Raw genomic sequence first — 23,497 nt, 5'->3', positions numbered from 1 at the left:
TCGATCTTCCCGGTCTCGACCGGCAGCCCGATCCTCGGCACGATCTGCTTGGCGCGGACCGGCCCCGGCGCCTCCGCCACCACCTCCACGATGTCCTGATACACCCTCGGCAGGATCTCCGGCCTCATCCCGGACTGCCAGTTCGGCACGGTCAGCACTCCGATGACCTGTCGCTCGGCCCCTGCATACGCCGACGCCACCGGCTCAGCCACGGTTGGCCGGTGGGGATCGACCGCGCCCGCGCTTCTCTGGCACCAACTCCACCAGCACTTCGGCGACCGTCTCCCGCGCGATCCGGAGACGCTCCAATCCCTCCCGGGCCAACTCCAGTCGAAGGCGGTCGGCAAGAGAGGCGAACGCGACAGGAGGTGTGCGCTTCCGGTCAATTGGTGCCGAAGGCCATCAAGGAGGCGCATCGTTTCTCCACAAGCGAATACATGTTCGCCATGCGTTCACCTACCGTCTGTCTCTCGTTCCGGTCTTTCGGGGCCTTCCGGCCTCGGTACTTACAGGGAGTGCAGTCATGGAGTCGTTACGGCATCTCGCTGCCCACCTCGGGCTCGACCTCGCCGCCGTCGGCGTGCTGACCTTCGCCATCTACTATCCGCGCCACCATCGGCGCGACCTCGTGCCGGCCTATCTCGCCCTGAACACCGGCCTCTTCACCGTCGTCACCGCCCTCGCCGAGGTGCGCAGCGGCGGGGCGGCCCTGGGCTTCGGCCTCTTCGGCGTGCTCTCGATCGTGCGACTCCGCTCCGACGCCGTGCAGCACGAAGAAGTCGCCTACTACTTCACCACCCTTGTCCTCGGCCTGCTCTGCGGACTGCCGAGGCTGCCGTTCGCGCTCACCGGCGGGCTGTGCGCCACCCTGCTCCTCATCGTCTGGGCGGCCGACAGCCCCCGCCTCCTGGCCGACACCCGGCGCGCCGTCGTCACTCTCGACACCGTCCACGAGGACCCGGCCGCGCTCCGCACCGACCTCGCACGGCGCCTGGGTGAGCCCCTCCACTGGACGGTCATGGAAGTCGACTTCGTCCGGGACCTCACCGTCGTCGACGTCCGCTACCGCGAGAGCACAGTGGCCCCGGCCGACCGGCGCCCCGTGCCCGCCGCCGGACCCGCCCACCGGACCACACCCACCTGGGAAAGCGCATGACCACCGCATCGGTCCGCTCCACCGCTGCGGTCCGCGCCATCGGCGACGCCGCCCACGGCGCCAGCCCGATCTCGCTCGACGAGCTCAACGAACGGGCGGCTCTCCTCGCGCGTTTCGACCACAGCTACCTGGTGCCCGCGAACACCTTCCTGCGCATCGTCGGCCGGCTCACCGACCCGCACCGGCCCGGCGGCCCCTTCCGCGCCCTCGCCATAGACGGCCGACGTGCCTTCCGCTACCACTCCGTCTACTACGACACCCCCGAGCTCCGCTCCTTCCACGACCACCGGCAGGGCCGCCGGCTCCGCTTCAAGATCCGGGAACGGGTCTACACAGACACGGGTGAGCGGCAGTTCGAGATCAAGCTCAAGGGGCCGCGCGGCGACACCGTCAAACGCCGCCGTCCGTTGACCGGAGCGGCCACCCCGCTCGACCCCCACTGCCGGGGGTTCCTCGCCGACACCCTGCGCACCGCGTACGGCATCGGCGCCCCGGCAGCCCTCGAACCGTCCTTGTGCACCGACTACATTCGCGCCACCTTCGTGGCCGACGGCGAGCGCATCACCTGCGACGCGGCACTGGTCTGCGACGACATGCGCACTGGGCGCACCGTGCGGTGCACGGACGACCTCGTTCTCGTCGAGACCAAGACCACCGGGCATCTCACCGAGGCGGACCGCCTGTTGCACGCCCACGGGATACGCCCCGCCGTCTTCACCAAGTACTGCAGCGCCTACGCCGCACTGCGACCCGCGCTCCCCGCCAGCCGGTGGCGCCGCGCCTCCCGCCGTGCTTTCGGTGAGGTGGCCCCGGAGCCGGAGCGTTGAACGGCCGGTGAAAGCCCGGTGGCATGACGAGCCCGCAGCCGGGACAGCCCTGCGGCCGGGAGGCGATGTGCGTCCTCCCGGCCGGACACCGGGGCCCTGTCGCGCGGATCTTCGCTCGTGGGCGCGCCCGGTGTGGCATGGCTGGCCCCGGCGGCCGGCTGCCGCTGCCGCTGCCGCTGCCGCTGCCGCTGCCGCCACGGTCACACCAGCACCACCCGCCCCGACCCCGGCCGCATCTCCAACACCTACGTCCGCGAAGACCACGTTCTGCCACATCTGCCGGCCCTGCGCCTCCGTCTCACCAGCCGTCTGGATCCTCCCGGGTCGGCGTCCGTCAGCCGAGATGCGGTGCAACCCACACCCGCCCAGGCGATCGCCCACCTCCGCAGCGAGGAGATCATCCTGACCTACGACCCAGCGGCCAGGACCCTGACCGCGAACACACCCCAGGCAGAAGAGATCACCATCAGCTGACCAAAGCCCAGCGACAATCCGGCGAAGGCAGAGAAGCCGAACCGAAACGACGAACACCCGCCCCGGCCGGGAGCCGAAAGCGGGTGCCGATACCCCCTGCCCTAGAACACAGGACGTCGTGGGGCAACTCTCTCTGTGTCCGAGGGGGGACTTGAACCCCCACGCCCGATAAAGGGCACTAGCACCTCAAGCTAGCGCGTCTGCCATTCCGCCACCCGGACTAGGTGTCTGCCGCCTTGCCGGGGGTGTTCCCCGCGGCGACATGGACAACAATACCAAGGTTTCGGAGTGCCTTTCACCTGCGTATCCGTGCCCTGGGCGGCGGCCCGGGCCGGCCGGGCCGCCGGGATCGCCGGCGGTATACAGAATGCGAGATGCTGTGTACACGGTGCGATGAATCAGGGCATGAGCTGGTACTCCGGGGAGTTCCCGGGCGGCCGCTCCCCCGCCGGCCCCTGGGTGACGGCGCGCACCAGGAGATCGCCGCCGACGAAGGAGCCGCGCCAGGAGGCACCGAAGCCCCCGAACAGTTCGTCGCGATCGCCGCGGGAGCGGGGTACGCCGTGCCCGGTCTTGAAGGCGCGGATCTGCGGGGCGAGCCGGTCGTAGACGGTCCGGTCGTCCGTGGCGAGGGTGGCAACCAGCGCCCCGTTGGACGCGTTCATGGCGGCCAGCAGTTCGGCCTCGGTGTCGACGAGGACGATCGTGTCGACCGGCCCGAAGGGTTCCGCCGGTGGCGACGACCACGTGCTTGCCGGTGACCAGCGGCTGGGCCTCCACGGCGCCGTTCACCGCGGTGGACCAGCGCTGTCCGAAACTCGACGAGGACACCAGGGCCGGCGACAGGGCCAGCTCGTTCGCGTCCCACCCCGTGCGCGCGTTGTTCAGCGAGACGGTGGAGTCGATGGCCTGTGCCTGGGAAGCGAACCCGAGCAGCAGCAGACCCGCCGCCACGGCGCCCCTCAGCCGCAGCAGCCGCCATCTCGTCGCCCCGCCCCTGCAAGGGCGTGCCTGTCCGTTATCCCCGCCTGAACGATTCCCGCGCCTGAGCGTCACCCGTGGTGGCTCCCCCTCTACGATCTGCACACCGATCACCGGAGGGGGAACACTGCATGCACACCACGCAGTCGGCCACGACGGCCGGGCAGCCCGAGGAGAGCGGGCGGGCCGAGGGCACCGGGGAGGCCGGGGAGACCGGGCGCCGCGTCACCACCCTGGAACTCTTCTTCGACCTGGTCTTCGTCTTCACCCTCACCCAGCTGACCGTACTGCTCGCGCACGACCTGTCGTTCGCCACGGCCGGCCGGGTGGCACTGATCATGATCGTGCTGTTCTGGATGTACGGCGCCTACGCCTACCTCACCAACCAGGTGCCGCCCGACCGGCCGTCGCGGCGGCTGCTTCTCATGTGCGGCATGGCCGCGTTCCTGGTGTGCGCGCTCGCCATCCCGCGCGTTTTCCAGGACACCGGGGTGGTTTTCGGTGCCGGCTTACTGCTCGTGGTCGTCGTCCACACCACCCTGTACACCCGCAGCCACGGCTGGGACTCCATCTGGTACGGCGTCACCAACGCGCTCGCGGCCCTGTCGGTGACCGCCGCCGGGCTGGTAGACGGGCTCGCGGCGGACGGACTGTGGCTGCTCGCGATCGCCTTGCAGTTCGTGACGCCGTTCGTCGCCGAGCGCGGGCCGGGACACAGGGACGGACGCGGTACGGCGGTGCTGCGCGAGCAGCTCGGGGCCCTGGATCCGGCTCACTTCGTGGAACGGCACGGCCTGCTGCTGATCATCGCCTTCGGCGAATCCGTCATCTCCATCGGGGTCGGCATCGGTGATCTGCCGCTCACCCCGGGCCTGTTCACGGGTGCGTTCCTGGCGCTCGCGCTGTCGGTCGCGCTGTGGTGGACGTACTTCGTGCGGGACGAGGAGGCCGCCGAGGCCGCGTTCCGGGCGACCCCGCCGCCCGCCCGCTGGCGGTTGGCGATGAACGCCTACTACTACGCCTTCCTGCCGATGCTGCTGGGCATCGCCTGCCTGTCGGCGGGCATCAAGACGACCCTCGGGCATCTCACCCAACACCCGCACTGGGGACCCGCGTTGGCACTCGCGGGTGGGGTGGCACTGTTCCTCGCGGGCGACGCCGCGTTCCGGACGACCCTCGGACTGCGTCCCGTCCGCCACCGCGCCGCCACTGCCCCGCTGGCTCTGGCCACCGCAGCGGCCGGCGTCCGCATGCCCGCCTACGGCGAACTCCTGCTGCTGGTAGCCGTGTTGGTCGCCATGCTGGCGATCGAGGCCCGCTGGTGCGCCCGGACCGTGGGCGCCGCTCCGTCTCGGGGTACGGCAGGCGCAGGAGGTTGACGGTCGTCGAGCGAGGGTTCCCCTGTCTTCTTGGTCACGGTGGATGGGTGCTGTTTCAGGGCGCCTGGAACGATGTGCCCCGTGGATGCTGATGAGGCGGTGGCAGTGCGCGGGGACGGACCGGAGTGGACGGGCGCGGTGAGCCAACGCCTGCGTCGTTGTGTCTGTAGTGGGTCGACGGATGGTTCCGAGAATTACGTGCTCGTCGAACTGACGGCACAGTTCTCCGGTGCTCGCCAATGGCTGGGTGCACATGCGGACCACCTGAACTCCGTCCTGGCAGAAGGGTTCTCCGTGGAGATCCACCAGATGTAGCGGTTCCGCGCCCGCAGCCGGTATTGGTTGCCTTTGCGGAGCCGTGAAAACGGTGACGGGAGGGGCGGGCGCAGGGAGCTACGGCGGCCGGTTCAGGACTCGTTGCGGTGGTGGTACGAATGCCGGGTGTGCTCGGTGTGCTCGCGCATCAGCCGGCCGGCCTTCTCCTCGTCCCGCTCCTTGATGGCGAAGACGAGGTCGGAGTGCTCGGACCAGGAGGTGCCGCCGCGCATCTTGGCGACGGGGGTGTAGTACCAGCGGACCCGACGGTCGACCTGCGCGGCGAGCTCGGCTAGGACCACGTTGCCGGCCAGCTCCATGACCTTGGCGTGGAAGGCCGCGTTCAGCGCCACGGCACGGGTCACATCGTTCTTGGCGACCGCCGTCCGGCCCTCCTTCACGATCTCGAAGAGGGCCTCGACGCCCTTCGCGTCGGAGTTCAGGGCCGCCAGCCGGGCCGCCTCCGCCTCCAGCAAGGTGCGGACCGTGAGCAGCTGGTCGGCCTCCTCCTCTGTCGGCTCGTGCACGAACGCGCCTTGCGCGGGCCGCAGATCGACCCAGCCCTCCGTGTTGAGCCGCTGCAACGCCTCGCGGACCGGCTGCCGGGAGACCCCGAGATGCCCGGCCAGCTCGTTCTCGACCAGATGCTGGCCGGGCTGCAGGGCGCGGGTGGTGATCAGCTCCAGCAGGGCCTCGTAGACGCGCTCGCGCAACGGGCCCGGGCGATCCAGCTTGGGCACGCTCCCCTGCGGCAGTCCGGTCGACAACATCACGGTCCCCCTCCTGGGCAGGCCTGGCGCGTGGGCGCTGGACGCTCAGTATCGATTGTCTTTTGTCTACAGTCTGCAGTGCACAAAATCCAGGCCTGTTGCATACAGTTTCCGGCCCACTGCATACAGTGCCCCGCCCACTGCATACACTTCCGGCCGCTCGCGCACAGGCCTGCCTGTCGCACCCACCTCACCCGGTCACGGGCAGCGTACGACCTGCCCGGCGTACGACAGGTTGCCGCCGAAGCCGAACAGCAGCACCGGATCGCCGCCGCTCAGCTCTCCCCGCTCGACGAGCTTGGACAGGGCTAGCGGGATGCTGGCCGCCGAGGTGTTGCCGGATTCGGTGACATCACGGGCGATCACCGCGTTGACGGCGCCGAGCTTCTCCGCGAGCGGCTCGATGATGCGCAGATTGGCCTGGTGCAGAACGACCCCGGCGAGGTCCTCCGGAGCGACCCCGGCTTTCTCGCAGGCCTGGCGGGCGATGGCGGGCAGCCGCGTGGTGGCCCAGCGGTAGACGCTCTGCCCCTCCTGCGCGAACCGCGGCGGCGTGCCCTCGATCCGCACCGCGTGCCCCATCTCCGGCACCGACCCCCACAGCACCGGCCCGATCCCCGGCCCCTCCCCCGGCCTGCACGCCTCGACCACGGCGGCCCCCGCCCCGTCGCCGACCAGGACGCAGGTGCTGCGGTCGGTCCAGTCGGTGACGTCGGACATCTTCTCGGCACCGATGACCAGCGCCCGGGTGGCCGCGCGGGCCCGGACGGCGTGATCCGCGGTGGCCAGCGCGTGGGTGAACCCGGCGCACACCACGTTCACGTCCATCGCCGCCGGCTGCGGGATACCGAGCCGGGCCGCGACCCGGGCTGCGGTGTTCGGGGAACGGTCGACCGCCGTGGAGGTGGCGACGAGGACCAGGTCGATGTCGCCAGGGGCCAGCCCTGCGGCGGCGAGGGCCTTGGCGGCAGCGTGCGCGGCCAGCTCGTCCACCGGCTCGTCCGGGCCCGCGATGTGCCGGGTCCGGATGCCGACCCGGCTGCGGATCCACTCGTCGCTCGTGTCGACCATGCCCGCCAGGTCCTCGTTGGTGAGCACCCTGGCGGGCTGATAATGACCGATGGCGGCGATGCGCGAGCCGTTCATGACGGAGATCCCCTTGATGCCGTGCGGGTAGCGGGATCCACCAGTCTGAACAGTGACTCACGAGTACGACGGCAGGTGAGGCCACAGGATTCGGGCGTCCGAGTTGTCGGCTTCCCTCAGACCCTCGGACACCCGAGCATCCGTCCGGGCCCTTCAGCCCGTGAACAGCTGCGTCGCCTTCTGTACGAGTTCGTACACTCCGTAGCCCAGGGGCACCGCCACCCACAGCCAGGCGAGGACGATCAGGCCCCTGCGGCTAGGCGGACTGCTGTCGCTGGTCATCCGCGGCCTCCCTCGGAGCGGGGACGTGGTGGTGACGGACGTGGACGGGACGGACCAGTTCGTTGGCGACGAAACCGAGGACGAGCAGGCCGATCATGATGCCGAACGACAGCGTGTACAGCGACGCGCCGTGCTTGCCCGCCTCCTTCTGCCGGTCGGCGATCCAGTTGACGATCAGCGGCCCGAGCACGCCCGCGGTGGACCAGGCGGTGAGCAGTCGGCCGTGGATCGCGCCGACCTGGTACGTCCCGAAGAGATCCTTCAGATACGCGGGTACGGTCGCGAAGCCGCCGCCGTAGAAGGAGAGGACGACGAGGGCGCACAGCACGAACAGCGGCTTCGCTGAATCCCCGAACAACGCGATGAGCAGGTACATCAGCGCGCCGACACCGAGGTAGACGCGGTAGATGTTCTTGCGGCCGATCCGGTCGGAGGCCGACGACCAGCCGATCCGGCCCGCCATGTTGGCCGCCGACAGCAGCGCGACGAAACCGGCAGCCGCCGAAGCCGAGACCGGGGTGGAGCTGTCCGCGAAGAAGTCCGTGATCATCGGAGCGGCCTTCTCCAGGATCCCGATGCCGGCGGTCACGTTCGTGCACAGCACCACCCACAACAGCCAGAACTGCGGCGTGCGCACCGCACTGCGAGCCGACACCCGCACACCGCCGGCGTCTCCGGATCCGCTCGCGCCCGCGACCGGGGTATCCGCGCCGGGCACCCGGACGAGGAGCACACCGAGCGCCATGAACACGGCGTACGACAGACCGTGCACCAGGAACGCGAGGGCGATGCCGTTGTTGTCACTGCCGAACGACGAGAGCATCTGCGCCGACCAGGGCGAGGCGATCAGCGCGCCGCCGCCGAAGCCCATGATGGCGATGCCGGTGGCCATGCCAGGCCGGTCCGGGAACCACTTGATCAGGGTGGAGACGGGCGAGATGTAGCCGATGCCGAGTCCGATCCCGCCGACGAAGCCGTAGCCGAGGACGATCAGCCAGTACTGCTTCGTCTCGGCGCCCAGCGCGGAGATCAGGAAGCCGGAGGAGAAGCAGACGAGGGCCACCGTCATCGCCCAGCGCGGCCCGTTGCGCTCGACGAGCGTGCCGCCGAACGCAGCCGACAGCCCGAGCATCACGATCGCCAGCTGGAAGGGCAGCGCGCTCTCGGTGCCGTCGAGATGCAGGGCGGACTCGAGGGGCGGCTTGAACACGCTCCAGGCATACGCCTGGCCGATGGAGAGATGGACCGAGAGGGCGGCGGGCGGAACGAGCCAGCGGCTCCAGCCCGGAGGTGCGAGAGGGGGGCTGCTCATGCTCGCGGACGGTAGAGCCGGGGACGGGAGTTGAGGAGGTGTGCGGTCGACCGTATGCGGTGAACGGTATGCGAGATGCGTCCAACGGTCGACCGGCGACATGACGTCGACCGGTAGGTGGCGGGCGAGGAGCCCGCCCCCCTCACGCGACGTGCGTACGTGAAGCCCACGGCTGACGCCGCGCGTCGTTGCGTTCGATGCTCACGAAACCGGACCTCGATGAGCGCATCGAGTTCGGCGATCTCCTCGTCGAGGGCCATCACCGACTTCGCAAGACGGACCGCCATGCCGCGGCGGCCAGTGTCTCGCCGGGCAGCGCGGTGTGCTGGGCCTGTGCCGCCTCCAGGGCGGCATTGGCCAGAGCCGCGGCGCTTCGGACCTTGCGATTACGCAGCAAGGTCTCGATACGCTTCGCGCCGGCGCGGCGGATGGCGGCCGGTGTCTGGTATTCCGTCGGGAGAATGACGGGGCCCTTGTTGGTGAGGTCCAGCGCGCGTTCCAACGCGAGGAAGAACTCCAGCAGTTGGTCGCGGAGCCGGTTGATCTGGCGGGTGCGGTCGCCTGCGAGGTCGGTGCGGCGGGTGGTGAGGATGCGCAGGTCGACGGCTCACTCGTCGCCGGGCCGCAGCAGGCCCAGGTCGCGGCGCATGCGGGCCTGGTCGGCGATGACGAAGGCATCCTTGGCGTCGGCCTTGCCCTCACCGCGGTAGGTGCCGGACGCGCGGTGCACGGTCAGGCCAGTGAGGTAGGCCATGGGCTGGCCGTGGTTGAGCAGCAGACCGATCAGCAGCGCAGCACCGCCGTGATTGACGTCCACCGCCCACAGCACTTCCTGGTCGATGTCCAGGACGTCGCGAATCAGTTCCAGCAGGGCCGCCTCGTCATTCAGGACTCGGCGGGACAGCAGCCGCTCGCCCCGCTCGTTGATCACCACACAGTGGTGATGCTCCTTACCGATGTCCATCCCGGCCCAGATCTGGGGCACGGCCACCTTCGTCAGCTCGTCGTCACTCCATCCCGCAGACGACCTCGCCGACGTAGTCCAGGTCGACTGCCGAGGCGATACGCACCTCCAGGTCGCCGGTCCCGAGGTGGCCGATACCGCGCATGTCGCGCGAGAAGCCCTCCTCCAGTTCGACTGTGTCCGGGTCGATCTTGAGGTAGACCAGGATCGCCTCGTGCTTCGGGCGGAAGATGACGGAGGCGAGGTTTACCATCCGGCGGTAGGCGATGTAGTGCCGAAGCTGAGCCACCTCGACCTCGCCCCAGGCGGTGAGGGCCTCGACCAGCTCGGCGTACAGGTCCTGCAGGCAGCCAGGAATCGCACCCGCGGTAGCGGTCGCCTGAGCGGACGTCTTGCCGTCTTTGCCGGCGGCACCAGCCGTAACCTCCCGCTCGCGGCTCTGGCGCCGATCCGAGATCGGTCTCGTAGATCTGGGCGTGGACTCGAACAGCAGCAGGCTCAGCAGCCCACCCTCGAAGACGCGGTAGCGCACCAAGTCGATCCGCTCGCGCAGACGGCGCACCGCGACTCCGTCGTGGTGCGAGAAGCCAGCGGCGATGCAGACCATTCGAGGGTTCCGCCAGACGATCGACTGGGCGGCCTCGGAGCCCAGCTTCTCCTTGACCAAGGCCTCGAACTCGTGACGCGCGGAGTCCAACGAAGATAGGTAGGAGACAGCCTGCGACAGGACACCGCTGTCGGCGCCCTTTTTGTACTCCACATTACCGACCGCAGAAGCCCGGATACCGGCTCTGAACTGCGACGATTCATAGAATATATGTTCGCGACGGCAGGTTGGCGCCGCTGGTGTCGCTCGTTCGAATGGCCTCGTGCCGGAGCCTCGGTTGCCTGGTGGCGGGGGTTCCATTGGCCTGCGGCAGGATCAGGCTGCATTGGGCAGGACGGTGGCTTGCGGCCAGCTGCGGTCGACAGCATGGCAGTTCCCGTCGATGTCGACGACGGGGTGAAGGTCGTCCACGGCAGCCCGGCGAGCGATGCTGTCATCCTCGACCGCCACGGTGCCCTGGCGAGCACGACGGTGTCGAGATATTGGATCGTGTGGGCAATGCCGGGGACCCTCCTTTACGTCATCGTCCACATCGTGAGGTTCGTGCCCCCGCTGGCTAAGGTCTTGCCGTCCGGGCTAAAGGCGATGCAGTTGCTTGTGGTGTCGGTGGTGACGGCAGCGGTGCTCCCGCTGTTGGCGGTGTTCCACACATTGACAGCGCCGTCTTTGGTTCCGCTGGCGAGGAGGGTGCCTGGGCCGGGCGCGATGCACGTTATCTCGGAGCCGGGGCCGGCGAGGGTGGCCGTGCTCCTGCGGGCTGCGACGTCCCAGAGCGTGAGTGTCCCGTCGGAGCGAAGGTTCGCCAGCCTCTTCCCGTCGGAGCTGAATGCCAGGGAATGCAAGGTGGAATTGGTCCGGGCGAGAGTGGCGATGTTCGAGCGGGAGGGGACGTCCCACAGTTGAAGCCGTCCGTCGCTGGTGGTGTTCCCGGGGTTGCCGTTGCCGGAACTGGTCGCCAGGACGGTGCCAGAAGGGCTGAACGCCAGAGTTGAGATCCAAGAGGTATCGCCGGTGGTCAGCGGTGTGCCGGCCGTCCGGGTGGACAGATTCCACAACCTGAAGGCAGGGGCGTCGTAGCTCGCTGCCAGCATCCCGCCGCTCGGATGGAACGCCACGTAAGCGACGGAGCCATTCCACTCGACAGGATCGAGGTACGGGAGCGTGGTTTCGGCGCCGGTGGCAACGTTCCACACGCTGACCGTCCCATCACCGTTGCCGACGGCCAATCTGGCCCCGTCCGGGCTGAACGCCACGGACAAGGCCGTCGAGAAGGCGGGGTTGAAAGCGGTGACCTGAGCGAGTGATTTAGGCCATGGGTTCACGGGCTTGTGCGTGAAGGTCTTGGCCAACGTTTTGGTGGCCACGTTCCACAGCCTGGCCTCGCCGTCGTCGTCGGCGCTGGCCAGGGTGTTGCCGTCCGGGCTGAACGCCACTGAACGCACGACCGCATTGCCGCCGCCTCCGAGCGTCACCGGGCTGCCGGGGCTACTGGCCGGGTGCCGGCTCGGGCCCGGGCTCGGGCTGCCGCCTTTCTTGGGGGTGCCTGCGCTGTCGGCGAGTGTCAGTCCCAGTGCGGCGAGTGTCCCGGCCGACGCCGTGGCCAGTGAGCCGAGGATGAGGGTGCGGCGGCGTGGGCGGTGGCGAAGGGCTGCGGGCGCGGGTGGCGAGACGATGGGCTGGGTGGGGGCGGGCGCGGTGTCGTGGTTGGGCGCGGTGGCGGTGACCGGTGTGGCCGGGTCCTCTGATGCTGGTGCGGGGCCACGGCTGGGTGGCGTTGCATCCCGGGTGGAGGTCGAGTGCGGTCCAGGCGCATGCCGCTGGATCGAGTGCAGGCGCTGGGCGGTGCTGGCTGCGTCCGGCCGAGCGTCCGGGTGCTTGGCCAGGAGCGCAGTAACCAGCTCGACGATCTCCGCCGACACGTCGTTTCGTAGCGTGTGCAAAGCGGGCGGTGTTTCCTCCAGGTGCCGGTGCATCAAAACCCAGGGTTGCTCGGAGGCGGGGAACGGCGGGGTGCCAGCGAGTAGCGCGTGCAGCACGCAGCCGAGTGCGTACTGGTCGCACTTCGCGTCGACGTGCTCGCCGCGCCATTGCTCCGGCGCCATGTAGGCCGGAGTGCCGATCAGCCGGTCGGTGACCGTGATACTGCCGGTGGTGTCCGCGGCCCGGGCGATCCCGAAGTCGCAGATCTTGATCCGGCCGTCGTCCTGCAGGAAGAGGTTGCCAGGCTTGAGGTCGCGGTGCACCACTTTTCCGCCGTGCGCGGCGGCCAGCGCCTCTGCGGTCTGAAGCGCGAGACCGACCGCCTCGGCGACTGGCAGACCGCCGGGCGAGCGGGCCAGGAGCTGGGAAAGGTCCATCCCTTCCAGCAGCTCCATGACGATGAACTGCCGGTTCTCGTGCTGCCCGACGTCGTACACGACCGTGATACCGGGATGCTTGAGCCGGGCGCCGATCGACGCCTCGCGCCGAAACCGCTGTAGCTCCTCATGCGTGGCGTGGAACTGCAGCAGCACCTTCACCGCGACCGGGCGGCCGAGCTCGGTGTCGAATGCTCGCCACACCTCGCCCATGCCACCGTGCCCGAGCCGCACGTCCAGCCTGTACCTACCGGAGAGATGGTCCCCCGCCCGCACGATTCCCCCCCCTGCCGTAGTCAACTGCCCGCGTTGCAGAGGCCATTGTGCAGTGTGACGATCACCTGTACCACGGTCCCCGGCCAGCGCCTGGTCAAAGACCGTATGGACGTCACCGGAGCCGAGGCCCTCGTCAAACTCCGCACCCTGGTCTGGAACGGCAACTTCGACGCGTAATGGCTACCATGCCGGCGCGAACCCATATGCACCCAATGTCTCCGCTCTCACAACGTCCTCACCCTCGCCGGGTGGTCACGACCACTCAAGGAGAGCTAAGCCCATCGGCAATGCGGGTTTCGAGGTCGGCGACGCAGCGTCGACGCCTGCGGCGACCAGTGGCAGAACAGCTTCGCGATCGCGGTCGCCGGGCGCGGTTTCGACGCGCGGATCGCCGTCGAGCACGACGCTCCGCTGACCGACTCGGCCTGTGTGTACTGCGGGAACTGCGTCGCGGTGTGCCCGACCGGCGCCCTCGCGCCGCGTACCGAGTTCGACATGCGGGCGGCCGGCACCTGGGACGAGACACGGCAGACCGAGACGTCCACGGTGTGCGCGTACTGCGGAGTGGGCTGCACCCTCAGCCTCCATGTGCAGGACAATGAGATCGTGAAGGTCACCTCACCGCACGACAATCCGGTGACCTACGGCAATCTCTGCATCAAGGGCCGTTTCGGCTACCAGCACGTACAGAACCGGGGCTGATCAGGACATGGGACGAGTCACGGAACGACGCAAGGTGCTCCGCATCCGGGATGGGGCGGTCTCCACCCGGCCGGACACACTCGTCGCCGAGGAACCCCTGGAAATCCGGCTCAACGGAAAGCCTCTCGCGATCACCATGCGCACGCCGGGCGACGACTTCGCACTGGCGGCAGGATTCCTGGTGAGCGAAGGTGTACTGGCTACTGCACACGATCTACAGAACATCGTCTACTGCGCGGGGGCGACTGCAGACGGCTCCAACACCTACAACGTGGTCGACGTGAGGACCGCGCCGGACGTGGCGCTGCCGGACTTCACCCTGGAACGGAACGTCTACACCTCCTCCTCGTGCGGCCTGTGCGGCAAGGCCAGCCTCGACGCCGTCCGCACGACGGCGCGTTTCCCGATCGCCGACACTCCCCCGGTCCAGGTCACCCCCAAGCTGCTGGCGAGCCTCCCCGACCGTCTGCGGGCGGCCCAGCGGGTGTTCGACCGGACCGGGGGCCTGCACGCGGCGGCCCTGTTCACCGAGGACGGCGAGCTGCTGGACATACGGGAGGACGTGGGCCGCCACAACGCCGTGGACAAGCTGGTCGGACGGGCGCTCCAGAACGGCGACCTGCCCCTGTCACGGACGATCCTGCTCGTGTCCGGACGGGCCTCGTTCGAGCTGGCGCAGAAGGCGGTGATGGCGGGCATCCCGGTGCTGGCGGCGGTGTCGGCGCCGTCCTCGCTGGCGGTGGACCTGGCCGCCGAGACCGGGCTGACCCTGGTGGGTTTCCTGCGGGGCAGCTCGATGAACGTGTACGCGGGAGAGGACCGCATCGCCCTGCAGGAGGCGGACGCCCAGGGATGAGGCCGACTCCCCGCGGCACGGCGGCGGGGCCCCGCCGGCGGGGAGCGCCCCCTGCGCCGCTGGGCCCCGCCTCAGAGCCTGTCGGGTGGCCGGTTGATTACGCCATGATGAGGTCTTCGGCGGTCTAGGTTCGCGCGGTCTTGCGGTGGGATTCATGGCTCCACCGCGATGACTGCCCGTCCAGCCGGACGGGCATCAGGCGGATCATCGCGACCTTGGTCATGGCCTCGGAGAGCACACTTCGTCTCCACCGTTGGTCGGGAAGGATTTGCACCATGGCGCACATGCTGAACTACAACCTCGCCGTCCCCGATGCAGATGACGCCGGTGTCCTGTCCGCGCTGGTGGCTGAGGGTGACGAGCTCGACGCCCTGGTCAGGGCAGTGGACGACTGGTCCATACCGACACCGGCACCGGGCTGGACGGTCGCCCACCAGATAGCCCACCTCGCGTGGGCGGACGCGAACGCAGTCAGCGCCTTACGCACTCCGGACGCGTTCGGCGCCGAGCTCGGGCGGGCGGAAGCCGAAGGCAGCGGGTATGCGGACAAGGCCGCCGCCGCGGGAGCGGCCAAACCCCGGTCGGTACTTCTGGAGGAGTGGCGGGCCGGTCGAACGGAACTGGCGGCGGCACTGCGCGACACGCCATGGGACCACGCATTCCCCTGGTACATGTCGATGGTGACCCCGGCCCTGATGGCGCCCCTTCGTCTGATGGAAACCTGGGCACACGGGCAGGACGTCTTCGATGCTGTGGGCGGGGCACGCCGCCCGACGGATCGACTGAAGCACGTGGCGTCGCTGGGGGTGTTGGGGAGGGCGCTGTCCTTCGCCGCCGTCGGACTGCCTGAGCCGGCGGACCCCTTCCGCGTCGAGCTGACAGCACCTGACGGACGGACCTGGGTGTGGGGCCCCGAAGCTGCCGCGCAACGGGTACACGGCGGCGCCATCGACTTCTGCCTGTGTGTCACCCGGCGTCGCCCCTGGTCCGAGACCAACATGACGGCGACCGGCGAGGACGCCCAGAAGTGGCTGGAGGTGGCGCGCGTCTTCCTCTGAGAGCTTTCGGGGTGCCTGTGTCACGCAAGACGCGTGACGGTTGCGATCTGCCCTCCGGACACGGCGGCGGTCCCGATCACTCGGTGTGTGCCAGTGCGAGAACTCCGGGGCCGTCAGCGGCCCATGCTCGGCGTGATCAGCTGGCCACCCGACGGGCTCTCAGCCGCACCCCGCCGTCGCCGCGGCCTCGGCGAACTCGGTGATCAGGGGCGAGGTACGGCCGGCCGCCCAGGCCAGCAGCACTTGGTCCGGTTCGGCGTCGACGACCGGTACGTAGCTGATGTCCGGGCGGGAGTACTGCTCGGCGATCGAGTGCGGGACGAGCGTGATGCCGCTGCCGGCGGCCACGCACTCGAACTTCTCCTCGACGGTGCGTACGGGCATGTCGCCCGGCCCGGGAAGCGCGTAGGTCAGCCATGTCTCGCCGTCGAGGTCGGCCAGGGACAGTTCCGGCTTACCGCCGAGGCGGTGTCCGGCCGGGAGCATCGCCACGCGGGACTCGGTGTAAAGGAGCCGCAGTTCGAGACCCTCCTCGCGCAGCGGAGCGCGTACATAGGCGATGTCGAGGGTGCCGTCGAGGACGAGCCGTTCCTGGTCGTCCCATTCGATGCGGCGTGCGCTGGTCTCGACGTCCGGGTGCGCGGCCCGGAAGGCACGCAGGGCCTGGGTGACGACGATGCCGGCGCGGAAGCCGACGACGAAGCGGCGGGGCCCGCCCGCGGCCCGGCCTACCCGGCGCCGCGCGCCGTCGGCCGCAGCCAGCAACTGATGTGCTTCCTCAACAAGTTGGCGCCCGGCATCGGTCAACGTCACGCCATGGCTGTGGCGTACGAACAGCTCGACCCCCAAGTCCTTCTCCAAGGCCCGGATCTGCCGGCTCAGCACCGGCTGGGCGATGTGCAGCCGCTCGGCTGCGCGGCCGAAGTGGAGCAGTTCGGCGACCGCGGCGAAGTAGCGGACCTTGCGCAGATCCAGGTCCATGACCGCCCCTCTCGTCGGCACGCTCGCGCACCTGTGGTGATGCCTTCAGGGTATCGCCGCGGGCGAAAGAGGACTTGGACGTACACCTTCATAGGAGCGCAGGCTGGAGTCGTCCGATCGGGATGGAACATCGGTATGGAGAGGGATTTCCCATGGATCTGCGGGGACAGCGTGTGGTCGTCATCGGGGGTACGTCGGGTATCGGGCTCGCGGTCGCCGAGGGGGCGGCGCGGGAGGGCGCGGAGGTGGTGGTCGCCTCGCGCCGGCCGGAGAGTGTGGACGCGGCGCTGAAGCTGCTGCCCGAGGGGGCCGGGGGGAGGGTCCTGGACGCGACGGACGAGGACGCGGTGCGCGGCTTCTTCCAGGAGGTCGGGGTGTTCGATCATCTGGTGTACACGGCGGGTGAGGCGCTGCTGCTGGAGAGCCTGGCCGAGACGAGGGTCGAACGGGCCCGACAGTTCATGGACACACGGCTGTGGGGGGCGTACACGGCGGTGAAGCACGCCGCCGCCTCGATCCGCCCGGGCGGGTCGGTGGTGCTGACGACGGGGACGGCGGGGCGCCGGCCGGTACCCGGTTCGAGTGCCGCGTCGGCGCTGTGCGGGGCGATGGAGTCGCTGGCCCGGGCGCTGGCCGTGGAGCTGGCACCGGTGCGGGTCAACGCGGTCTCGCCCGGGGTGGTGCGCACCGAACTGTGGCGGGAGTTGCCGGAGGACGTCCGGGAGGGGCTGTTCCGGTCGTCCGCCGAGTCGCTGCCGGTGGGACGGGTCGGCGAGCCGGCGGACGTGACAGAGGCGTACCTGTATCTGATGCGCGGGGGTTACAGCACCGGGTCGGTGGTGGTGGTGGACGGCGGCGGCACGCTGGTCTGAGCCGTCACACGTCAGCCGGCGGCGAGGCGGACGCCGTCGGCGGTCACGACCGTCCCGAGCCGGGGGAAGTCGAGCCGGACGGACGCCTCGTGTTCGGCGGCGGTGAAGGCGGCCATGGCGTCTTCCACAAAGACGAGGCCGTACCCGAGGTCCGCGGCGGCGCGAGCGGTGGACTCGACGCCGAGGTTGGTGGCGATGCCGCCGAACACCAGCGTGGTGACGCTTCGTTCCTGCAGCCGCTCGTGCAGTCCTGTGCCCTGGAAGGCGCCCAGGGTGCGCTTGACCACCTCCAGGTCGCCGTCGCGGACGAGTCCGGCCACCAGGTCGCTGCCGGGCGGCTGTTCGGCGGCCGAGGGGCGTTCTACCCGGACGAGCACGACAGGCGCTCCGGCGCCGCGGAATCTGTGCGCCAACTGCTCGGCGGTGGCGAGCACATGGGTGCCGGTGCGGGGTTCCAGGGGCAGCGCGACGATGCGATCCATCAGGTCGATGAGGATCAGGGCGGTGCGCTGCGGATCGAGTACGGGAGCTGCGGTCATGACGGAACGTTACCCGCCGTCAGCCATCCGTGCCGGAAATCCGGATCAACAGGCCCATGAACTGATCGCGTTCGGCGGCCGAGAGCGGGGCCAGCAGATCGTCGTTTGCCTCGCGGGCCGCCTTCTCGCAGCGTTCGAGGAGGCGGGCACCCTCGCCGGTGAGGGACACGGCGTTCTTGCGCCGGTCCCGGGGGTCGGGGGCGCGGACGACGTGACCCGCGGACTGGAGGTCGTTGAGGACGCCGACCAGGTCCTTGGGATCGAGGCCGACACTGCGGCCGAGGTCGGCCTGGGCGACCGGGGCGAGGTCGCGGACGGCGGAGAGGACCACGTGGTGCCACATCTTCATGCCCTCGGCCGCGAGGGCCTCGGCGACCAGGGCACGGCCCCGGGCGGCGGCCCGGCCGAGGAGCCAGCTGGGCAGGGAGCGGATCGCGGGCAGGGGAGCTTCGGCCATGACGGCAGCCTAGCCAGAAAACGTTGGACTTCCCAACGAAGACCGGTTATCGTTGGGACTCCCAACGATTTCATGGGTTTTCCCAACGACCGATGCGCCGGGTCCGCCCGGCCATGGAGGTGCTGATGCGTCGCGTTCGCTACGACTCCGCCGGCGGCCCGCTGTTCCTGGAGGAGGCCCCCGTCCCCGAGCCCGGCCCCGGGGAGCTGCTGGTGCGCTGCGAGGCGGTCGGTGTCACGCTGCCCATCGTCCGCAAGGTCACCGAGGCCGCCGAACCCATCGCACTGGGCGGCGAGCTCGCCGGTGAGGTGGTGGCGGTCGGCGAGGGCGTGAGGCGTTTCCGGCCGGGCGAGCGAGTGACCGGCCTGTGCTTCGGCCACGGGTACGCCGACTTCGCCCTGCTGCACGAGGCCATGGCCTCGCCGGTACCGGACGAGGCGAGCGCCGTCGACGCGGTCGCGCTGGTACGCAGCGGCCTGGTGGCGTTCGGGGCGCTGGAGGCGGCGCGGCCCGCACCGGGCGAGGCGGTCCTCGTCACGGCGGCAGCGAGCGGCGTCGGACACCTCGCCGTGCAGCTGGCGCGGGCGCGGGGCGTGGGACGGGTGGTGGGCGCGGTGTCCGATCCGGCGAAGGCCGGCTTCGTGCGGGCGCTGGGCGCGGACGACTGTATCCAATATGCGGACGACAGTTGGGGGGATCCGGTCGATTGCATACTGGATGCGGTCGGCGGTGATCTGCTCACCCCGGCGCTCGCCGCCCTCGCCCCGCACGGCCGCCTGGTCGCCTACAGCTCGGGCGGCGGCACAATCCAGGCCTACGACCTGCTGGTCGGCGCCAAGTCGGTGATCGGCTTCCAGATGGCCCTGATCGCCCGCGGCCGGCCGGAACTGTACGAGCAGTGGCGCCGGGAGCTGTGGCGGCTGTTCACCGAGGGCGCCGTGACGCCCGCCGTGCACGGCGAGTTCGCCCTGGAGGACGCGGCGAAGGCGCACGAGGCGATCGAGACGCGCGCCAACCTCGGCAAGGTCGTCCTGCGGCCGTGAGGCTCGGCGTACTCGTTGAGGCCTCGGCGCACTCCGTGCACTGCACGCTGCTTGTGGGGCGCCTTGGCCCCAACTACCGTCATCGGTGCGCACGTTGGACATCGGATGTCCGAATGTCCAGATGTCCGACCGATGAAGGGCAGGTCGCACCATGCCGTCAGGTCTTCGCGCCCGTCTCAGATCCGCACTCGCCCTCGTATGCACGACGGCGGCGCTGCTAGTGGCGCCACTCGCCACACCCCACCCCGCACAGGCCCAACCCGTGGATAAGACACCCCAGTTCACACAGCAGGTCCTGTTCAAGGCGTCCCAGGACCCCGGCTACGCCTGCTTCCGCATCCCGACGGTCGTCAAGGCCGTCGACGGCACACTGCTGGCGTTCGCCGAGGGACGGGTCCCCAACTGCGGGGACGCCACCGACATCGACATCGTCCTCAAACGCTCCACCGACGGCGGCCGCACCTGGGGCCCGCTCCAGGTGGTCAACAAGGGCCACGGCGACACCCACGGCAACCCGGCGCCGATCGTGGACCGCACCACCGGCCGCATCTGGCTCGCGGAGACGTACAACACAGGCCGTACGGACAGCGCCAGCTGCTCGGTGCCGTGCGACCGCACCCCGCACCTCCAGTACAGCGACGACAACGGCCTGACCTGGTCCGTACCGCGCGACCTGAGCCCGGAGATCCTGCCCGCCGCCTGGAACTCCTGGTACGCGACCGGGCCGGCGCACGACATCCAGCTCACGCACGGACGGTACGCCGGGCGGCTGGTCTTCGGGGTCAACGCCGAGTCCTGGGACGGCACCCGGATCACCGCCAACCACGCGGCGCTGATCGTCAGCGACGACCACGGCGGCCACTGGCGGATCGGCGCCCAGGACACCTGGCCCATCGCCGAGGACGGCACCTTCCGGCAGAAGCCCTCCGAACTCGCCCTCGCCGAACTCGGCGACGGCTCCGTCCTGGTCAGCGGCCGGGAGCAGGACGGCACCGACCTCGGCCACCGCACCCAGGCCGTCAGCCGCGACGGTGGCTCCAGCTTCACCGCTCCATTCCGCGACCTGCCGGACCTGTACGCACCGATGGTGCAGGGCTCGCTGCTGCGGCTCGGCGACCGCCTGCTGCTCGCCTGCCCCGCCGACCCCGACCGGCGCCGCACGATGATGATCCGCTCCTCCTACGACGGCGGCCGCACCTGGGACAGCGTGGACCGCGGCACGGTCGTCACCACGGACTGGTCCGGCTACTCCGACCTGGTGCGCATCGCCGGGGACACGATCGGCCTGGTCTACGAGGGCGGTGCGCTGGACTCGCGCGACGAGATCCGCTTCGCCCGCTTCACCGAGAACTGGCTCGCCCCGCGGCGCGGCCCCGACCCGGTCACTGCCGACTTGGCCCCGCACGCCCGCCCGGCCGCGGTGCTCGGCGGCGCGCGGCGAACGCAGGGAGTGTTCGGCGGCGCGCTGGAGTTCAACGGCACCGACGCGGCCGTACGTCTGCCGTACAGCCGCCGGCTGCCGCTCGGCACGAAGGACTTCACGGCGTCGCTGTGGTTCCGGTACACGGCCACCACCGGTGAGCAGCCGCTGCTGTGGATGGGCGGGACCGGCACCACGCAGCCCCAGGTGTGGCTGCGCGCCGAGCCGGCGAACAACCGGGTCCAGGGCCTGATCACCGTACGGGACGGCGCGGCGGCTCCGCAGACTGCATACGTTCGCACGGATACCGCATACAACGACGGCCACTGGCATCACGTGGTGCTCCGGCGGGGCGGCGGCCGGCTGATGCTGTCGGTCGACGGTATGCAGTCGTCCGTAGCCGACATCCCGGGGTCGGTCAGCCGTAACTCCCCCTTCGGCGTGCACATCGCTCAGCGCATGGACAGCCGGGCCTTCTTCACCGGCGCCATCGACGAGGTGCACGTATGGGACCGGGCGCTCACCGACCAGGAGCTGTCGGACCCGAGGGCACTGCGGTCAGCGAAGGACACGGTCCTGTGGCTGCCCCTGGACCACGTGGGCCGCTGACGCCCCCGGCACGGCGTCCAGAACCTCCTCTGGATCGCGGGCACGGCGCTTGGCGATGACCGCGCACACCATCAGCTGCATCTGGTGGAAGAGCATCAGCGGCAGCACGGCGAGGGAGGCGTGGGCGCCGAACAGGACGCTCGCCATGGGCAGCCCGGAGGCGAGGGACTTCTTCGACCCGGCGAACTGGATGGCGATCCGGTCCGCCCGGCCGAAGCCGAGCGCCTTGCCCCCGTACCAGGTCAGCAGCAGCATCGCGGCCAGCAGGACGGCTTCCACGACGACGAGGCCACCGAGCCGCGCGGGGCTGACCTGGTGCCAGATGCCCTGGGTCATGCCCTCGCTGAAGGCGGTGTAGACGACGAGCAGGATGGAGCCGCGGTCGACCAGGCCGAGGACCTTCTTGTGCCGCGCGATGAAGCCGCCGATCCAGCGGCGCAGCATCTGCCCGGCGAGGAACGGCACCAGCAGCTGGAGCACGATCTTCACCAGTGAGTCGGCGGAGAACCCGCCGCCGCTGTTGCCGAGGAGCGCCGCCGCCAGCAGCGGGGTGATCAGTATGCCGGCGAGGGAGGAGAAGGAGCCCGCGCAGATCGCCGCGGGCACGTTGCCGCGGGCGATCGAGGTGAACGCGATGGACGACTGGATCGTGGACGGCACCAGCGTCAGGAACAGCAGACCCTGGTAGAGCGGATGCGTCAGCAGCGTCGGCACCAGGGCCCGCGCGGCGAGCCCGAACACCGGGAAGAGCACGAACGTGCAGAGCAGCACGGTGGCATGCAGCCGCCAGTGGCGCAGGCCGTCCATCGCCTCCCGGGTCGACAGCCGGGCGCCGTAGAGGAAGAAGAGGAAGGCGATCGCGGCCGTCGACGCGCCCGAGGCGACATCGGCGGCGGTCCCCCGGGCCGGGAGGAGCGCGGCAAGGCCAACAGTCCCCAGCAGCAGGACGATGTACGGGTCGATCGGCATCCAGCTCGGCCGGCGCAGGCGTGTCACGGTGCTCCGATGTGCTCTGTTGTGTGCGTGTGGGGACTGAAGTTGTCGTCGGTCGGTCAGCAGGTATCGCTGAGCGTCTTTGTTCGTTCGGGCCCGCAAAAGCCCCCTCCATGCTCCCCCGGGCCAGGCCGATCGGGAATCCCGTACACCACTCTGACTGCCATCACATTTCGCGATAACCGGCTAAACTGGTGCCGTGTACGACCCGGCACAGCTGCGCACCTTCCTCGCCGTGGCCCAGACCCTGAGCTTCACGCAGGCCGCGCGCCGGCTCGGGCTGCGCCAGTCCACGGTCAGCCAGCACGTCCGCCGCCTGGAGGACGCGACCGGACGGCAGCTGTTCACCCGGGACACCCATTCGGTGGAGCTGACCGAGGACGGCGAGGCGATGCTGGGCTTCGCCCGGCGGATCCTCCAGGTGCACGAGCAGGCGACGGCGTTCTTCACCGGCACCCGGGTGCGCGGCAGGCTGCGGTTCGGCGCCTCGGAGGACTTCGTGCTCACCCGGCTCCCGGAAATCCTGGAGAGCTTCCGCTACGACCACCCCGAGGTCGACCTCGAACTGACCGTCGAGCTCTCCGGCACCCTGCACGAGCAGCTGGCCGCCGGAAAACTGGACCTGGTGCTCGCCAAGCGCCGCCCTGAAGACCCCCGCGGCGAACTGGTGTGGCGCGACGACCTGGTGTGGATCGGCGCCGAGCGGCTGCGCCTGGACGCCGACCGGCCCGTCCCGCTCATCGTGTACCCCCCGCCCGGCATCACCCGGGCCCGTGCGCTGGAGGCGCTGGAGCGCGAGGGCCGGGCGTGGCGGATCGTGTGCACCAGCGGCAGCCTCAACGGCCTCATCGCGGCCGCCCGCGCCGGCCTCGGCGTCATGGCCCACTCCCGGCGCCTGATCCCGCCCGGCCTGTTCCGCCTCCCGGACCGCTCCGGCCTGCCGGACCTCGGCAAGACCGACTTCGTCCTCCTCCACGGCCGCCGCCACGGCGCGGCGGGGAACGCAGCGAACGCCCTGGCCACTGCCGTCCTGGCGGGCGGCGAACGGCTCCGGCGACGCGGCGACTGAGCAGACCGCGGCGAAAGCCACCGTCCACCGCCGCCGGCCGGATACCGTCCCG

At 70.0% G+C, this 23,497-nt stretch carries 21 protein-coding genes, 1 tRNA gene and 3 pseudogenes; 12 read left to right on the top strand and 13 right to left on the bottom strand.

Annotated features, from left to right (window positions below; genetic code table 11):
- The first annotated feature begins 523 nt into the window (after window positions 1-523).
- From AC4OXY_RS37660 to AC4OXY_RS37650, 3 genes are all read left to right on the top strand, one after another.
- Window positions 524-1,156, top strand: coding sequence for a DUF4956 domain-containing protein (locus AC4OXY_RS37660; RefSeq protein ID WP_491991854.1), 633 nt, complete (start codon window positions 524-526; stop codon window positions 1,154-1,156).
- A complete protein-coding gene (locus AC4OXY_RS37655; protein ID WP_491991853.1) occupies window positions 1,153-1,983 on the top strand; it encodes a polyphosphate polymerase domain-containing protein in 831 nt (276 codons plus the stop codon). Before AC4OXY_RS37660 ends, AC4OXY_RS37655 begins: the two co-directional genes overlap by 4 nt.
- A gap of 348 nt (window positions 1,984-2,331) precedes the next feature.
- On the top strand, window positions 2,332-2,457 hold the full coding sequence (locus AC4OXY_RS37650; RefSeq protein ID WP_491991852.1) for a hypothetical protein: 126 nt from the start codon (window positions 2,332-2,334) through the stop codon (window positions 2,455-2,457).
- Window positions 2,458-2,593: 136 nt separating this feature from the next.
- Here the strand turns inward: AC4OXY_RS37650 and AC4OXY_RS37645 are convergent.
- Window positions 2,594-2,678 (bottom strand) — tRNA-Leu (locus AC4OXY_RS37645).
- A gap of 177 nt (window positions 2,679-2,855) precedes the next feature.
- Window positions 2,856-3,188: pseudogene (locus tag AC4OXY_RS37640) on the bottom strand (aldehyde dehydrogenase family protein); the annotation flags it as partial.
- A 381-nt stretch (window positions 3,189-3,569) separates the two neighbouring features.
- On the opposite strand from AC4OXY_RS37640, the gene AC4OXY_RS37635 reads away from it, so the two are divergent.
- On the top strand, window positions 3,570-4,817 hold the full coding sequence (locus AC4OXY_RS37635) for a low temperature requirement protein A (protein WP_491991851.1): 1,248 nt from the start codon (window positions 3,570-3,572) through the stop codon (window positions 4,815-4,817).
- Window positions 4,818-5,224: 407 nt separating this feature from the next.
- Here AC4OXY_RS37635 and AC4OXY_RS37630 read toward each other — a convergent pair whose 3' ends face one another.
- The 7 genes and pseudogenes from AC4OXY_RS37630 to AC4OXY_RS37600 form a co-directional block, all read right to left on the bottom strand.
- Window positions 5,225-5,902 (bottom strand): GntR family transcriptional regulator, encoded by a 678-nt coding sequence (locus AC4OXY_RS37630; RefSeq protein ID WP_491991850.1) that lies wholly within the window; start codon window positions 5,900-5,902, stop codon window positions 5,225-5,227.
- 198 nt (window positions 5,903-6,100) lie between these two features.
- Window positions 6,101-7,048: a beta-ketoacyl-ACP synthase III gene (locus tag AC4OXY_RS37625; RefSeq protein ID WP_491991849.1), complete on the bottom strand. Its 948-nt coding sequence runs from the start codon at window positions 7,046-7,048 to the stop codon at window positions 6,101-6,103.
- 153 nt (window positions 7,049-7,201) lie between these two features.
- On the bottom strand, window positions 7,202-7,330 hold the full coding sequence (locus tag AC4OXY_RS37620; RefSeq protein ID WP_256255804.1) for an MFS transporter small subunit: 129 nt from the start codon (window positions 7,328-7,330) through the stop codon (window positions 7,202-7,204).
- Window positions 7,305-8,642, bottom strand: coding sequence for an OFA family MFS transporter (locus tag AC4OXY_RS37615; protein WP_491991848.1), 1,338 nt, complete (start codon window positions 8,640-8,642; stop codon window positions 7,305-7,307). Before AC4OXY_RS37615 ends, AC4OXY_RS37620 begins: the two co-directional genes overlap by 26 nt.
- A 197-nt stretch (window positions 8,643-8,839) precedes the next feature.
- A pseudogene (locus AC4OXY_RS37610) lies at window positions 8,840-9,627 on the bottom strand (IS110 family transposase); the annotation flags it as partial.
- Window positions 9,628-9,649: 22 nt separating this feature from the next.
- A complete protein-coding gene (locus AC4OXY_RS37605) occupies window positions 9,650-10,366 on the bottom strand; it encodes a DUF5655 domain-containing protein (protein WP_491991847.1) in 717 nt (238 codons plus the stop codon).
- 362 nt (window positions 10,367-10,728) lie between these two features.
- Window positions 10,729-12,804: a WD40 repeat domain-containing serine/threonine protein kinase gene (locus tag AC4OXY_RS37600; protein ID WP_491991846.1), complete on the bottom strand. Its 2,076-nt coding sequence runs from the start codon at window positions 12,802-12,804 to the stop codon at window positions 10,729-10,731.
- A 96-nt stretch (window positions 12,805-12,900) separates the two neighbouring features.
- Here AC4OXY_RS37600 and AC4OXY_RS37595 point away from each other — a divergent pair, with 96 nt between their 5' ends.
- The 4 genes and pseudogenes from AC4OXY_RS37595 to AC4OXY_RS37580 all read left to right on the top strand — a co-directional run bounded on the left by AC4OXY_RS37595 (window position 12,901) and on the right by AC4OXY_RS37580 (window position 15,462).
- Window positions 12,901-13,023 (top strand): hypothetical protein, encoded by a 123-nt coding sequence (locus AC4OXY_RS37595; RefSeq protein ID WP_356030443.1) that lies wholly within the window; start codon window positions 12,901-12,903, stop codon window positions 13,021-13,023.
- 132 nt (window positions 13,024-13,155) lie between these two features.
- Window positions 13,156-13,548 (top strand): annotated as a pseudogene (locus tag AC4OXY_RS37590) (4Fe-4S binding protein); the annotation flags it as partial.
- A 7-nt stretch (window positions 13,549-13,555) separates the two neighbouring features.
- Window positions 13,556-14,404, top strand: a complete 849-nt coding sequence (gene fdhD, locus AC4OXY_RS37585; protein ID WP_402067856.1) for a formate dehydrogenase accessory sulfurtransferase FdhD — start codon at window positions 13,556-13,558, stop codon at window positions 14,402-14,404.
- Between the two features lie 275 nt (window positions 14,405-14,679).
- Complete coding sequence (locus AC4OXY_RS37580; protein WP_362820439.1) at window positions 14,680-15,462, top strand: TIGR03084 family metal-binding protein; 783 nt, start codon at window positions 14,680-14,682, stop codon at window positions 15,460-15,462.
- A gap of 159 nt (window positions 15,463-15,621) precedes the next feature.
- Here the strand turns inward: AC4OXY_RS37580 and AC4OXY_RS37575 are convergent, their stop codons facing one another.
- The gene (locus AC4OXY_RS37575; protein WP_491994700.1) at window positions 15,622-16,443 is read right to left on the bottom strand and encodes a LysR family transcriptional regulator; all 822 of its coding nucleotides are present in this window, start codon (window positions 16,441-16,443) and stop codon (window positions 15,622-15,624) included.
- A gap of 152 nt (window positions 16,444-16,595) precedes the next feature.
- Here AC4OXY_RS37575 and AC4OXY_RS37570 point away from each other — a divergent pair, with 152 nt between their 5' ends.
- Window positions 16,596-17,315, top strand: coding sequence for an SDR family oxidoreductase (locus tag AC4OXY_RS37570; protein ID WP_491991845.1), 720 nt, complete (start codon window positions 16,596-16,598; stop codon window positions 17,313-17,315).
- 11 nt (window positions 17,316-17,326) lie between these two features.
- On the opposite strand, the gene AC4OXY_RS37565 is transcribed toward AC4OXY_RS37570, so the two are convergent.
- Complete coding sequence (locus AC4OXY_RS37565) at window positions 17,327-17,854, bottom strand: isochorismatase family protein (RefSeq protein WP_491991844.1); 528 nt, start codon at window positions 17,852-17,854, stop codon at window positions 17,327-17,329.
- Window positions 17,855-17,873: 19 nt separating this feature from the next.
- Window positions 17,874-18,311 carry a MarR family winged helix-turn-helix transcriptional regulator gene (locus tag AC4OXY_RS37560; RefSeq protein ID WP_356030450.1) on the bottom strand — a complete coding sequence of 146 codons (438 nt, stop codon included), beginning with the start codon at window positions 18,309-18,311 and terminating at the stop codon, window positions 17,874-17,876.
- 125 nt (window positions 18,312-18,436) lie between these two features.
- Here AC4OXY_RS37560 and AC4OXY_RS37555 point away from each other — a divergent pair, with 125 nt between their 5' ends.
- The gene (locus AC4OXY_RS37555) at window positions 18,437-19,354 is read left to right on the top strand and encodes a quinone oxidoreductase family protein (protein WP_491991843.1); all 918 of its coding nucleotides are present in this window, start codon (window positions 18,437-18,439) and stop codon (window positions 19,352-19,354) included.
- Window positions 19,355-19,505: 151 nt separating this feature from the next.
- The gene (locus AC4OXY_RS37550) at window positions 19,506-21,383 is read left to right on the top strand and encodes an exo-alpha-sialidase (RefSeq protein ID WP_491991842.1); all 1,878 of its coding nucleotides are present in this window, start codon (window positions 19,506-19,508) and stop codon (window positions 21,381-21,383) included.
- On the opposite strand, the gene AC4OXY_RS37545 is transcribed toward AC4OXY_RS37550, so the two are convergent.
- Entirely contained in the window at window positions 21,333-22,352 is a 1,020-nt protein-coding gene (locus tag AC4OXY_RS37545; protein WP_491994699.1) for a bile acid:sodium symporter family protein, read from the bottom strand. The two genes, AC4OXY_RS37550 and AC4OXY_RS37545, sit on opposite strands and share 51 nt — an antisense overlap.
- A gap of 223 nt (window positions 22,353-22,575) precedes the next feature.
- Here AC4OXY_RS37545 and AC4OXY_RS37540 point away from each other — a divergent pair, with 223 nt between their 5' ends.
- Window positions 22,576-23,445: a LysR substrate-binding domain-containing protein gene (locus AC4OXY_RS37540; protein ID WP_491991841.1), complete on the top strand. Its 870-nt coding sequence runs from the start codon at window positions 22,576-22,578 to the stop codon at window positions 23,443-23,445.
- The last annotated feature ends 52 nt before the right edge of the window (window positions 23,446-23,497 follow it).

It is taken from the genome of Streptomyces sp. HUAS MG56 (assembly GCF_058673395.1).
Note: the sequence above shows the minus strand (reverse complement) of the source record. Positions and strands in the feature narration are given on the sequence as shown.

Bases quoted from the DNA above. Each gene is read 5' to 3' on its own strand.
- AC4OXY_RS37615 (WP_491991848.1), bottom strand. From the start codon at position 8,642: ATGAGCAGCCCCCCTCTCGCACCTCCGGGCTGGAGCCGCTGGCTCGTT.
- AC4OXY_RS37630 (WP_491991850.1), bottom strand. From the start codon at position 5,902: ATGTTGTCGACCGGACTGCCGCAGGGGAGCGTGCCCAAGCTGGATCGC.
- AC4OXY_RS37550 (WP_491991842.1), top strand. From the start codon at position 19,506: ATGCCGTCAGGTCTTCGCGCCCGTCTCAGATCCGCACTCGCCCTCGTA.
- AC4OXY_RS37655 (WP_491991853.1), top strand. From the start codon at position 1,153: ATGACCACCGCATCGGTCCGCTCCACCGCTGCGGTCCGCGCCATCGGC.
- AC4OXY_RS37625 (WP_491991849.1), bottom strand. From the start codon at position 7,048: ATGAACGGCTCGCGCATCGCCGCCATCGGTCATTATCAGCCCGCCAGG.
- AC4OXY_RS37620 (WP_256255804.1), bottom strand. From the start codon at position 7,330: ATGACCAGCGACAGCAGTCCGCCTAGCCGCAGGGGCCTGATCGTCCTC.
- AC4OXY_RS37555 (WP_491991843.1), top strand. From the start codon at position 18,437: ATGCGTCGCGTTCGCTACGACTCCGCCGGCGGCCCGCTGTTCCTGGAG.
- AC4OXY_RS37635 (WP_491991851.1), top strand. From the start codon at position 3,570: ATGCACACCACGCAGTCGGCCACGACGGCCGGGCAGCCCGAGGAGAGC.
- AC4OXY_RS37660 (WP_491991854.1), top strand. From the start codon at position 524: ATGGAGTCGTTACGGCATCTCGCTGCCCACCTCGGGCTCGACCTCGCC.
- AC4OXY_RS37570 (WP_491991845.1), top strand. From the start codon at position 16,596: ATGGATCTGCGGGGACAGCGTGTGGTCGTCATCGGGGGTACGTCGGGT.
- fdhD (WP_402067856.1), top strand. From the start codon at position 13,556: ATGGGACGAGTCACGGAACGACGCAAGGTGCTCCGCATCCGGGATGGG.
- AC4OXY_RS37545 (WP_491994699.1), bottom strand. From the start codon at position 22,352: ATGCCGATCGACCCGTACATCGTCCTGCTGCTGGGGACTGTTGGCCTT.
- AC4OXY_RS37565 (WP_491991844.1), bottom strand. From the start codon at position 17,854: ATGACCGCAGCTCCCGTACTCGATCCGCAGCGCACCGCCCTGATCCTC.
- AC4OXY_RS37560 (WP_356030450.1), bottom strand. From the start codon at position 18,311: ATGGCCGAAGCTCCCCTGCCCGCGATCCGCTCCCTGCCCAGCTGGCTC.
- AC4OXY_RS37575 (WP_491994700.1), bottom strand. From the start codon at position 16,443: ATGGACCTGGATCTGCGCAAGGTCCGCTACTTCGCCGCGGTCGCCGAA.
- AC4OXY_RS37580 (WP_362820439.1), top strand. From the start codon at position 14,680: ATGGCGCACATGCTGAACTACAACCTCGCCGTCCCCGATGCAGATGAC.